Here is an 11,916-nt window from a genome sequence, read left to right on the forward strand (position 1 = left end):
CAGCACCCCACGGAAAGGCGACCCCCTGTGGCAGCACCCGCGAACCGGCACCCGCAGACGCTCAAGGAGTCCCACTGGACCGTCGCCGGCCACGGCCGGATCACGGAGATGTGCGAGGAGGCGGTCGCGGCGACGCCCGCCGTGCGGTCGCTCTGCCACTACAGCAACGGCATCCTCGACTTCGCCGTCCTGCGCGTGCCCAGGGCCCCGCTCAGCTCCCTGGTCACCGAGGCCGGCGACGAGGCCCGCAACGAGGCCCTGCCCGGCAGCCGGCTGCTGCTGTCCGCGCAGGATCTCGGCGGTGTGCTGCGCCCGTTGGGCACCGGTGAGCTGATGCGTACCGTCGTCGTCAACCAGCGCGGCGGGCTGTGGGGCGGCCGGGCCCGGCCCGGCGAGTTCCTGGCGGCCACCGCGGACGGCCCCGACGGCGTGCCGGCGATGGATGCCACGATGAACCGCCTGGTGGCCCGGGTCCGTACCGAGGTGCACTCCCTGCCCGACGAACTGCTCGGCGGCGACACCGCGGCCGAGCCCCATCCGGACGGGCCGCGCCCGCAGGCGGTGGAGGACGGCAGCCCGCGCATCGACTTCGGCACGGCCGCCGCCGCCGACACCGCGTACGAGCAGCGGATGCGCGACCTGTGGCGCGAGCACGTGAACACCACCGACCTGCACTACGCCGCCTACTACCAGGACTGGACCCTGGTCTGCGTCGGCGACGTCTTCGAGGCGCACTCCCTCGGCCCGCGCTTCCTCGGCGTCAGCGTGCGCACCCGGCGCACCGCCTACCGTGACCTGTCCCGCAGCCTGCGCGGCCATCTGGTCCGCCTCACCGACGCGATCGGCCCGGTCGGCCCGCCGATCGTCGACCGCGCCCCGCTCGACCGGATCGTCCTCGACGTCCAGGAGGGCGCCGTCTACGTGCTGTGGACCTCGCCCCGCTCCTTCATGCTGGGCGTCACCCTCGACCAGCGGCAGGTCGGCCACGCCGACCGGCGCCTGGCGGGACTCGCCCGGGCGGTGCCCGAGGTCATGCCGCAGCCGTCGCGCTGAGCGTCCCCCACACCTCCTCGGCCAGGCCCTCGACGGTACCGGCGGGGGCCGGCGCGTGCGCCTGGTCGGTGTCGTCCAGCAGATGCACCGGCAGTACCTCGACCGCCCGCTCGTACTCCCGGCAGATCCGGCGCAGTTCGCCGAGCTGACGCTCGGTCGGCGCGGTGTCCGCGGTGGCCGCCGACCAGACCGCCACGGAGCTGCGGAACTTCTCCGTCAGGGCCTGGACGAGGGTGGCGCAGCCGAAGACGCTCAGCTCCGCCGAGCTCGTCGCGGAACGGCGGGCCACGGCCCGGTCCGCCGCCTGCCGGGTGACCCCCTCCAGCATCACCAGCGCGTCCCGGAACCGCCGCCCCACCGGTCCCGGCAGCTCCTCCCCGAACTCGCCGCCGGCGCCCCGGGAGACGGGCGGCAGCACCGTGGCCGTGGCCGGCGTACCCGGGCGCGGCTCCAGGGCCAGCGCGGCCATCGCCCGGCTCAACTCCTCCAGCCGTGCCGTCTGCTGGTCCAGGTCGCGGCGCAGCTGCTCGCCCAGTTCGACGAGGTCGCCGTCGCGCCGCTCCGTCACCAGCCGCTGCGCCAAATGCAGCAGCGCCTCGTGCACGCTCTGCGGGAAGCCGGTCTGCCGGTACACCAGCGGCCGGGACCCGATGGACCGCCAGAGCCGGTCCTGCATCGCCTGCGACACCAGTCCGTTGACGACCAGCAGCGCCTCGAACCGTCCCGGACTCACCGCGCTGCGCAACCCGTGCACCAGGGCGGTGACCCGTTCGGCGTCGTCGGCCAGCAGGAGCGACCGGGCGTAGATCACGGCGAGATACGAGTTCGGGGCGGGCGACAGCCAGTACATGACCTCCTCCCGCTTGTTGGCCGAGCGGGACAGCCGGACCGGCACCGGGTCGCGCGAGGCGATCCGCCACTGGCCCAGGTCCAGCGCGTCGTGGACATCGCTGAGCACCTGCTCGTACGTCACCCGCTCGTGCAGCCGCCGGGCCGCCGTCAGCACCGTCGCCCCCGGCACCGCGCGCACCAGCCCGTCGTCGTCCTCGCTGATCTGCCAGGCCTCGCGGCAGATCCTGAGCACCCGGCGGGGCACCCCCTCGGCCAGCCCGTACACCAGCCGCAGCCCCTCCTCGTCGAAGGGCCCGGTGGCCGGCCGGGCGGCGTCGGCCGCCGGTTCGCCGGCGGCCAGGTAGCGGGCCACCAGCTGCCGGGTGCGGTCCTCGTCCAGACCGTTCGCCCACAGCTGCACCATCCGCTCGTGGACGCTGGGGCGCAGCGCCCGCAGCCCGTCCGTCGAGGTGCAGAACACCAGCAGACCGCCGTGGCTGGTGTAGATGTTGACGAGGCGTTCGAAGGCGTCCATGAAGGTGCGCCGGAGCTCCTCCCGCCAGTCCAGCACCTTCTCCAGGGAGTCCATGAGCAGCACGTACGGCCGGCCGACCCGGCCGTGCAGGAAGCCCTGGACGGCGAGCGCGTCGAAGACCCGGTCGATGCCGGCGACGGTGTCCGCGCGGTCCGCGGCCGGGCCGATGGGCTCGGTGACCCCGCGTTCGCGCAGCGGCTCCGCGGGCTCCCCGCCGCGCAGCCACTGCCACACCATGGGCTTGAACGGCGGCTCCAGCAGCAGCGCGAGCGCGGTGGCGAACCCGCGGTGCTCGGTGACCTCGCCCAGGGTGCCGCGGAGATCGGCGTGGATCACCTCGGGGTCGTAGCGCAGCGCCGAGACCACCTTGTCCGGGTCGAGGGTGCGGTCGCGCAGACCGGCCGCGATGTCCTGCAGGGCGGTGCGGCGCGGGTCGTCCTCCTGGGCGCCGACCCAGCCGGCCGTCACGTACGCGTAGTAGTCCCGGACCAGTTCCTCGAAGGCCTGGCGGCCCTGCGGGAGGTCGGTGGGGCCGCGCAGCCGGTCCCGGTAGAGCCGCCCCATGTCCTGGGCCGGTTCGTCCACGGTCCACATCGCCGCCTCGGGGCGGTCCGTGCGCACCTTCTGGTACGCCCTGCGCAGCGCGTGGCTCTTGCCCAGCCCGAACCCGCCCACCAGGGCGACGGCCAGGCCGCGCCGGCCGCCCGCGGCGGGCGGCGCGAAGTAGTCGTCGACGAGCCCCTCCAGGTCGGCGACGAGCGGGGTGTCGATGTGGGCGTTGCCGGAGTCGGCGCCCTGGACCGCCGCGTCCCCCAGATCGGACGACGGCCCCAGGCGTACGACAGGGCTGCGGGGGAACGGGTTCCTGTGCCAGATCTCTCCACTGTCTGGGGCCACGGGGGCACTCCTCGTGTGTCCGGTTCGGGCGTTCCGAGCGGCGGGGCGGGGGCGGATGTGGGGACCGGGTCCTGGGATGCGGGCGGCCCGGGCAAGGGCCGGTCAGGCGCCGGGCGAGGGCGGGGGTGCCGGCTGCGGGGGCACGGGGAGCGGAGCGGGTGTCGCCGCCCCGTACGGCCGGGCCGCCGCCGCGGTCACCGCCGCCCGCTCCGCCCTCGGCGGTACGCGGGCCAGGGAGGCCAGATCGGGGGTGGGCGTGGGCAGGTCGGAGGCGGTGACCCGCACCCGGCCGTGTCTTCTGCGCTGTTCCTCGGCGACGCTGAAGCAGATCTTCCGCAGTTCCCGTACGTCCGAGCGGCGCCAGGCCTCCGGATCGCGGGGCGCGTCCGGTGCCGTCGACGGTAAGGCGTCGGGGTCGGGATGCTCCCCGCGCGCCGCCTGGCTGAACTTCACGGTGTCCTCCGGGCTGAGGCTGCCGAGCGAGAGGTGGGTGAGCGCGGGCTGGCTGCCCAGGACCGCGATCACCTCGTCGTGTGCGGTGTGCGGGTCGTGGTGACCCACCTCGACGAACAGTACGATCCGGCTGCGCGCGTGTCTCAGGCAGCTCCTGAGGAACTCGGTGCGCACCGAGCCCATGTCGTCACGCCAGCCCAGGTGCGGCACCAGGGCCAGCAGCATCGCGTCCTGTTCCGCGAGCAGCCGGCTGATCTCCGCGAACGTGTCCAGGACCGACCCGTCGACCGGTACCCGGCCCTTGACGGCGTCGGTGAACCGGAGTTCGAGCTCGGACACGATCTTCTTCCGGATGGCGCTGTTGATGCCCTCGGTGGTGGCGAAGCGGCCCCGCTCGTCCACGCTCACGGAGTCGGGGTGGTTGCGGTACCCGCCGGTCATCACCACCACGGGACGCGGCGGCCGGATGTCGTCAGGTCCCAGCCGGCTGTGCCCGGCCCGCTCGGCGGCCTCCCGCAGCCGCTCCTGCATCAGATGGACGCACCGGTGGATGAGGGTGGTCTTCCCCATGCCGACCGGCCCGGTCACCACCACCACGTGCCCGCGGTCCACCTGCGGCAGGATCATCTCGGGCAGCCGGGCGAGGCTCGCCTCGAACTTGCGCACCTGCTCCTCGGCGTGGTCCACGTCCACCCACGCCCGGGCATGGCTGTCCTCCTCCCAGGCCACCAGCGGATGGTCGTCCAGCGGTTCGGTCGCCCACCACAGCCCGGAACCGTCGCCCGGCACGCGGACGCCGTAGGGGTTCGTCTCCACGGACTGGGTCATACGGCCGCCCCCGGCGTCGTATCCGGTGTGTGCGGTGTGTGCGGTGTGTTCCGTGGGTGCCGTGTGCTCCGTTCCCGTACCGCGCGCAGGCTCCAGTAGCCGGGCGGGCGGTCGAGGTCCGACACGGCGCCCGGCAGGGTGTCCAGCGCCTCGCCGGGCCCGCGGGCCTCGCCGGTACGGGCGTCCGCGCCGAGCACCGTGCCGTTGCGCACGGCGGGCAGCGGCCGGGGCAGCGGCAGCCCCTCGGCGAGGCGCCGTGCGGCGCGCCGCCGGACCTCGGGGCCCGGCACCCGCAGCAGCGTGGCCGCCAGCGCCTCGCGCGCCGCACGCACCGCCGGGTGGTCGGCGCCCCGGGGATCGCTCTCGTAGTCCGTCAGATAGGTGCGCGCCGTCGACCGGAACGCGGCCTCCTCCGCGGCCAACCGCCTGCGCAGCTCCCGCCGTTCGGCGGAGACGCGTTCCGAGGTCTGGCCGAGCAGGGTGAGCAGCGCACCGGCAGCCGACAGCAGCACGCCCTGCCAGAGCGCCGTCAGCCAGCCGCCGCCCCCGCCGCCTCCGTCCTTCCCCGCCGCCGTGGCGGGGGAGCCGGACGTGGCGGCCATCAGCGCGGAACAGGCCCGGGAGAAGTCGGCCTCGTGCCGGTCGGCCCACTCCTGCGCGGTCAGCCGCTCGGCGGAGCCGACGGGCCGCACCCCGGCCGGGCCCGTCGTGCTGTCCGCGCGCAGCAGCCGCAGGCGCACCGCCGCGGCGACCAGGCTGTCGAGGCGGGCGGGGTCCAGGCAGTACACGAGCTGGACGTCCCGCTCCTTGGACCCGGCAGGCCCGGCCCACGCCGGGGCGGCGGCCGACAGCAACAGCGCGGCCCCGCAGGCGCAGACCGCGGTGAGCGCGACCGCGGAGAGCCCCGGCCGGTGCCGGAACGCGGCGGTCCGCCGCGCGGGCCCGGCATCCGGCGCACGGGCATCCAGCGCACGAACCCCCCGCGCACGGGCACCCCGCCCCGATAACCCGTGCCGACCGCGTTCCGTCGTCTGCGTCATGCGTCTCTCCCCGTTCGGCCACCGGCGTCCGGTGGTTGGTACGACTCGCGGGTGCCGGCGGCTACGCGACCGACCGCCGCTCCAGCACGTTCTCGCCCCGGGTCTCCTGGCCGTACAGGGACTGACGCCCGGGCTCCGCGGCGAGTTCCCCGGCGTCCTCCCCGGCACCGCCGCCGCGCCGCAGGCGCGGAGGACGGGAGCGCAGCGCCTGCCCGGCGCCGTAAAGGATGTTGACGGTGATGACGGCCGGACCGACCGTGGCGGCGGTGCCCGGAAAATCACGCTCAAGAGTGAGGGCGATGAGGACGGCCGTGATGCCGTTCTGCTGGCCGAGGCCCAGCTCGATCCGGTCGGTGCGCGCCAGCCCCTTGACGAACAGCGGCATGACGGTGAGCGCCACCACGGCCTGGGCGCCGAACGCCGCCACGCCCAGGACGAGTCCCGGCCACCACGCCACCCCGTGCGCGAGCAGCAGGCCGAGCGCCGAGAACGCGGCCAGGTACGCGCCGCCGACCGCGCGGTCGAGCACCTTGCCGAGGACGGTGGAGCGCACCACCAGACCGGCCAGCGCCACCGCGAGCATCAGCTGCTGCGCGGCGGCCAGCACCAGCAGCGCCCCGACCAGCAGCACCGCGGCCCCGCCCACGGTCCGCCGGGCCGGCGGGGTGTCGGGCGCCCGGGAGACCAGCCGGCGCCCCGTGAACCACAGCAGCAGCACACCGGCCAGCAGCGCGGCGTTGAGGCCGAGCCCGGCCAGATAGCCGCCGGTGCCGCCGCCGGTGATCCCGGGCGTGCCCGTGCCGCCGGTCAACGGGTAGGCCATGCCCGCCAGGTACAGCGTGAGCAGGACGGTCATCGGGTCGTCGAAGGACGCCCACGCCGTCAGCAGCGACCGTGCCCGTGGCGACATCCGGTCGTTCCGGCCGAGGGCGGCCACCGACAGCGGGTCGATCTGGGCCACCGCGACCCCCAGAACCAGCGCTTCCGGCCTGCGGAAGACCAGCAGCATCGTCCCGGTGATCAGCGCGGCCTTCAGCACCACGCCCAGGGTGACCGCCGCCACCACCCCGCGCAGGTCGGCGCGGAGCGCCTTCAGGTCGATGCCGTACGTGCTGCCGTACAGGCCCACGGCGAGCAGCAGCCCGGCGCCGAACACATAGCTGCGGGAGTCCACCAGGGCCGAGGTGTCCGCGACGCCCGTGACCTGCAGGACCAGCCCGCACACGGTGCCGGCGGCCAGTGCCCCGGCGCCGGCGAGGACGATCGGGGGAACCGCCCCGAACGGTCGCGGTAAGCGGGCGCCCCGCGCTGTCACCATGGCCTTCTCCCCCCTCCGTCACGGTCCGCGCGGTGTCCGGCATGGCCGGCGATACCGCGCGTACGCAGCGCCGCGCGACCGCCGTGGGTCAGCACCCATGGGCAGGGTGTGATGGTAGGGGGCGCGCACGCCGCGCCGGAAGTCGGACACCGGCCTGCTGAAAGAGTCGACAGGTCCTTCGCGCCCCCCGGCCCACACGGTCGCGCGGGACGGCTCCGCCGCCGTACCGCCTTGTCTTCACGATGCCCCTCCGAGCCCGGTGCCGAACACCGTATGGCGTCAACAGGGCGCATTCCGACCGGCTCTGACCGCCCGGTGCCGGCGAGGGAGGGCACGGCCGGCGCGCACCGCACGGCATGCGCGGGAGGTGCGGGCCCACGGGCCGAGGGGGGGCGCGGGCTCCGGCGCCCCGGCATCGCGGTGACCACCGGCGTCCCCGCCGCCGGAGCAGAGCCCCCTCTGTCGCCCACGGATGCCAACAACCCCGGATTGCCTCCTCCAGGACCTCACCGTCGGCACCGCGCTGTTTGCGACCTGGCCGCCACCGCCCTACGGCGCCGGTACGCCCCCGGACTTCCAGCCGGCCGGGTACCCCCTCGACCTGCTGCTTCCGGTGGTCGACTTCGGGCAGGAGCGGTCGGACAGCTCCCACGGCGCCCTGCGGTGGGCGGTGGACGTCCTGGTCAGCGTCGGCTGGGTCCTCGTGACCACGGTCGTGGCGGGGCCAACCGGGTCCTGCGCGGATCCTGATCCCCGGCGGAGCGGCGGGACCCGTCCGATCTCTGTGAACACGGAGGGAACAACAGGGCAACCATGGCCCTTCTTCGCATGTCTAGCGGGTGTGACACAGCATCAGGACTCGCCGTACGGAGGCGGCGAGCCGTCGATCCCGAAGGGGTATCCCATGCGCATCCGCCCGGCCCTCGCCGCCGTATCCCTTGCCACCGGCCTTTCCGCCCTCTCCGTGTCGGTGCTCCCGGCAGCGGCCCGGGCGGCGGACCGGGCCGCGTCCAGTGACACGGTGTTCTCGCACGTCGTCGTCAACGGCGGCAAGGACATCGTCCTCGGCCTCACCACCAAGAAGACCGTCACCATCACCTGGACGGCGACCGACCCGGACGGCGTCGCCGCCTCCTGGGCCTACCTGTGGCACGGACCGAACACCGACGACGAGGACGGCCACCTGCCGCTGTACCCGCCGACGGGTATCTGCACCGTGTCGGCCACCGACCCCACCACCTCCACCTGCGAGGTGAGCATCGCCGTGGACGCCGCGCGGGACTTCGGCCACAACGGCCTCGCCGGCACCTGGAAGGTGCTCGCCGGGGCCCAGGACCGTACCGACGACTGGACGGAGATCGACGAGGCCGGCACGGCCCGGGTCAAGCGGCTGGCCAAGGTGACGGTGAACGCCTCGCCCGAGCCGGTGAAGAAGGGCAGGACCATCACCGTCACCGGCAAGCTCAGCCGCGCGAACTGGGAGAGCGGCAGCTACACCGGCTACCGGGGGCAGGCGGTCGAGCTGCAGTTCCGCAAGAAGGGCGGCTCCACCTACACCACCCTGAAGACCGTCACCAGCGGCAGCGCCGGAGCGCTGAGGACCACCACCAAGGCCAAGGCCGACGGCTACTTCCGGTTCGTCTTCGCCGGCACGGCCACCACCGGCCCGGCCACCGCGGCCGGGGACTTCGTCGACGTCAGGTGAGAACGACGTGCGGTGAGGGCCGGTGAGCACGACCGCCCCCGCGCGGGCCGGGCGGTTCCCGGTGCGCGCAGGGGCGGGTGGTTCAGGGGCGTGGCGTCAGCCGAGGAGCTTCGTCGCCAGGGTCGAGGCGTTGTACGAGCCCCAGCCCGTGGTGAAGTCCCAGCCGGTGGCCGCGGAGTAGGCGCCGTTGCTGCCGCTGGTGATGTCGTGGAAGCCGGTGCCGCTCGCCGCGTACAGGGCGGGGTTGGCGAAGCCGAGGTTGGCCTTGCCGGCCGCCGCGGCCTGCTGGTTGTAGAGGGCCGCGAACGCCGCCCACTCGGGGGCCGCCGCGCTGGTGCCGCCGACCGAGGACCACGAGCCCTGCGAGTAGATGGAGACACCGGGGCTCGGGTTGGCGTGCGCCGAGACGTCCGGGACCTGGCGGTAGCCGCCGCCCGCGCTCTTCTGGACGGCCGTCTGCCAGCTCGGGATCTTGAAGACGGAGGACTTGCCGCCACCGCCGCCGGACCAGGCCACCTCCTTGCTGAAGGCGTTGGCTGAGGTGACGGTCAGCTTGGTGCCGCCGACGCCCGTGACGTACGGGTCGCTGGCCGGGTAGTCGACGGAGGTGCCGCCGTCGCCCGCGTCGTCGGAGCCGTCGTCACCGGAGGCCGCGTAGAAGCCGAGGCCCTCGGCGGCGCCCGCCTTGAAGACCGCGTCCACCGCGTTGATGTTGGAGGTGGTGCGGGCGGACTCGGCCGCGCCCCAGCTGATCGAGGTGGTCGGGATGCCGCTGTCGACGATGGCCTGGTACGTGTCGACCTCACCGGCGTCCGAGTTGGGACCCTCGAAGACCGTCACGTTCGCCTTCGGGGCGATCGCGTGCAGGACCTCGATGTCCAGCTCGACCTCGACCTGGCCGTCGCCGAGCGCACCGGAGCCGCCGTCCACCTTGGACACGGTCGGGGTGGGTGAGCCGAGGCTGTAGTTGGTGTCGTACTTGGTGATGTTGGACTGCTGGAAGCCGTCGAACTCCAGGAGCGCGATCTTCTGGCCGCTGCCGGTGTACGTGCCGGAGACGTTGTAGCCGCCCTTGAGCTGCGCCGGGGTGTAGCCGCCGCCGGGGCCGTTGTGCGGGGAGACGGTGTGCGGGGTCGCCTGGTGGTGCAGCTGGACGCGGTTGTTGAGGCCGGCCACGTCGCTGACGATGGCGGCGAGGGAGGAAGGCAGCGTCGGCGCGCTGTCGTTGGCGTAGAAGGAGCGGCCCGTCGCCGAGTCCTTCCAGGTCGACAGCCGGGTGCCGAACGCCTTCCGCAGCTGGGCGGCGGTGCCGCTGGCGTCGACCAGCAGGTTCCCGGAGTGCACCTTGCCGACGGTGACGCCCTGCGCACGCAGGTAGTCCTTCAGCTGCTTGACCTCGGCGTCGGTCCGGCCGAACCGGGCCGCGAACTGGCCCTTCGTCAGGTAGTGGCCGTAGGAGGCCGAGTGCGGGTCGCTGACCTTGGCGATGAAGGTGTCGAGGGCGCTGCCGCCGCGGGGGGTCAGGCTGATCGCCACCGATATGCGCTTGCCCGAGGCGACCTCGCCGGTGCGGGACGCGTCGTGCTTCAGGCCGGGCAGGACGTCCCCGGCGACGGCGGCCCGGGCGGTGTGCGGGGCGTCGGCCGCGTAGGCGGCGGGGACGACCGCCGCGATCAGCGCCGGCGCGGCGACCAGACCGAGCAGTTTCAGGCGTGACTTCACCGAAATTCCTCCGGGGGTGGGGGGTGGGGAGTGTTCCGGAAGCGGAACGGGATCACCGTAGGAACTGCGGCCCCACCCCCGTAAGCGGGGGAACCCTTGCGTTGTGTGTTAACTGCCTGTGTCACGTCAACGGCGTGTGTCGAGCGGGCGGGGGAGCCGGACCCGCCCGGCCTGGCTCACCGTCACCGTCTGTGCGGTGGGCGCGGGTTGGTCGTCGTCGCCGGTGTCCACCGCCGCGCCGGCGGCGATGACGGCGACCGCCATCGCGTGCGCCAGCGCGGTGCGCGAGCGGACGCCGACCTTGCGGTAGACCCGGGACAGCGCCCCCTCGACCGTCTTGACGCTGATGAACAGCTCGGCGGCGACCTCCCTGTTGGTCGCCCCGCCGCCGACCAGTTCGGCGATCCTCGCCTCCGTCGGCGTGAGGTCGGGCCTGCCCGGGCCCGCCTCGGCGCCGCGCTCCCCGGCCGCCAGCCGGGCCAGTTCGTCCCTGGCGCGGGCCGCGAACGGGGCCGCGCCGATCCGGGTCGCCGTCTCCAGAGCCTCGGAGAGTGCCTCCCGGGCCGCGTTGCGGCGGCGGGCCCGGCGCTCGACCGCGCCGAGCGCGATCAGGGTGCGGACCAGCTCCACGGGGAGCGGCAGCGGGCGCAGCCGCTCGACGGCAGTGCGCAGCCGTTCCGCGCCCTCCCGGGCCCGGCCGAGCCCCGCCTCGCGCAGCCCCTCCGCCCGGTCCAGCGCCGCCAGGACACTGCCGGGCGCCCCGTCCGGCACCCGCGCGCGGGCGTCGTGGAGCACCGCCCCGGCCGCCTCCGTCTCGCCGAGGACGACCAGGGCCTCGGCCAGATCGCCGTGCCAGTGCAGCAGCGGCGGGTCGGCGGCGCACATGGCCTCGCCGAGTTCCCTGACGCGTTGCAGCGCCTCGACGGCGGCCGCCGCCCCGCGCGGATCGCCGCCGAGGAGTTCGGCCTGCCCGAGGACGGCGAGGGCGCGCAGCAGGAACAGCCGGTCGCCGTCGGCCTCCGAGGCGCGGACCGCCTGTGCGGCCAGTTGCCGGGCCTCCGCGGGGGTGCCGCCGGTGGTCGCGGCGAGGGCCGCCGCGTAGAGCGCCGGAGCCGCCTCGGGCAGGGCGCGCGAGCAGCGGGCCGCGGTGCGCAGCGCCTCCCGGCAGTGCCCGGCACGCACCTGGATCCGGGTCAGCGCCACCAGGGTCGCCACGGTCTCCTCGGCCCCGGCCGGTTCGCCGGTCGCGGCGAGCAGCGGGACGACCTGGTCGTGGGCCTCGGTCACCCGGTCGGAGTCCAGGGCGAGGATCGCCCGCATCCGGATCAGCCGCCGAGCCTCCGGGCCACGGGAACGCTCCGCTGGGGGCGCCGCGATGTCCGGAAGTGCCGCGGTATGCCGTGTGTCGACTGCGGCGCCGTCGTGGCTGGTCGCGTCCACGTGGCGGCAGCCGCATATCGGATACGGGCCCGCGCCCCTTTGGGGTGCTGCCGGGCCGGGGCGGACTTCGGGTGCGGCGCCGTCGTGGCTGGTC

The 11,916-nt window shown here is 74.6% G+C and carries 8 protein-coding genes; 2 read left to right on the top strand and 6 right to left on the bottom strand.

What is annotated here, in order from left to right; genetic code table 11:
* Positions 1-27: 27 nt before the first annotated feature.
* Positions 28-1,053 (top strand): hypothetical protein, encoded by a 1,026-nt coding sequence (locus ACFZDK_RS05905; protein ID WP_390970177.1) that lies wholly within the window; start codon positions 28-30, stop codon positions 1,051-1,053.
* Here ACFZDK_RS05905 and ACFZDK_RS05910 read toward each other — a convergent pair.
* From ACFZDK_RS05910 to ACFZDK_RS05925, 4 genes are all read right to left on the bottom strand, one after another.
* A complete protein-coding gene (locus tag ACFZDK_RS05910; protein ID WP_390970178.1) occupies positions 1,031-3,316 on the bottom strand; it encodes a hypothetical protein in 2,286 nt (761 codons plus the stop codon). The two genes, ACFZDK_RS05905 and ACFZDK_RS05910, sit on opposite strands and share 23 nt — an antisense overlap.
* Positions 3,317-3,418: 102 nt before the next feature.
* Positions 3,419-4,597 carry a hypothetical protein gene (locus ACFZDK_RS05915; RefSeq protein ID WP_390970180.1) on the bottom strand — a complete coding sequence of 393 codons (1,179 nt, stop codon included), beginning with the start codon at positions 4,595-4,597 and terminating at the stop codon, positions 3,419-3,421.
* Positions 4,594-5,637, bottom strand: a complete 1,044-nt coding sequence (locus ACFZDK_RS05920; protein ID WP_390970181.1) for a hypothetical protein — start codon at positions 5,635-5,637, stop codon at positions 4,594-4,596. Before ACFZDK_RS05920 ends, ACFZDK_RS05915 begins: the two co-directional genes overlap by 4 nt.
* 61 nt (positions 5,638-5,698) lie before the next feature.
* Positions 5,699-6,955: a hypothetical protein gene (locus ACFZDK_RS05925; RefSeq protein WP_390970183.1), complete on the bottom strand. Its 1,257-nt coding sequence runs from the start codon at positions 6,953-6,955 to the stop codon at positions 5,699-5,701.
* 904 nt (positions 6,956-7,859) lie between these two features.
* Here ACFZDK_RS05925 and ACFZDK_RS05930 point away from each other — a divergent pair.
* Positions 7,860-8,660, top strand: coding sequence for a hypothetical protein (locus tag ACFZDK_RS05930; protein WP_390970185.1), 801 nt, complete (start codon positions 7,860-7,862; stop codon positions 8,658-8,660).
* Positions 8,661-8,756: 96 nt separating this feature from the next.
* On the opposite strand, the gene ACFZDK_RS05935 is transcribed toward ACFZDK_RS05930, so the two are convergent.
* Entirely contained in the window at positions 8,757-10,382 is a 1,626-nt protein-coding gene (locus tag ACFZDK_RS05935; protein ID WP_390970187.1) for a protease pro-enzyme activation domain-containing protein, read from the bottom strand.
* A 126-nt stretch (positions 10,383-10,508) separates the two neighbouring features.
* Positions 10,509-11,916 (bottom strand): LuxR C-terminal-related transcriptional regulator (locus ACFZDK_RS05940; protein WP_390970189.1); only part of this gene is annotated, 1,408 nt, incomplete at its 5' end.

Origin of the sequence: Streptomyces sp. NPDC007901, assembly GCF_042959465.1 — a bacterium.
In the GTDB taxonomy this organism is placed as follows: Bacteria; Actinomycetota; Actinomycetes; order Streptomycetales; family Streptomycetaceae; genus Streptomyces.

What these genes read in the sequence shown, in the direction of transcription:
- ACFZDK_RS05915 (WP_390970180.1), bottom strand. Translation starts at nt 4,597, where the DNA reads ATGACCCAGTCCGTGGAGACGAACCCCTACGGCGTCCGCGTGCCGGGC.
- ACFZDK_RS05920 (WP_390970181.1), bottom strand. Translation starts at nt 5,637, where the DNA reads ATGACGCAGACGACGGAACGCGGTCGGCACGGGTTATCGGGGCGGGGT.
- ACFZDK_RS05925 (WP_390970183.1), bottom strand. Translation starts at nt 6,955, where the DNA reads ATGGTGACAGCGCGGGGCGCCCGCTTACCGCGACCGTTCGGGGCGGTT.
- ACFZDK_RS05930 (WP_390970185.1), top strand. Translation starts at nt 7,860, where the DNA reads ATGCGCATCCGCCCGGCCCTCGCCGCCGTATCCCTTGCCACCGGCCTT.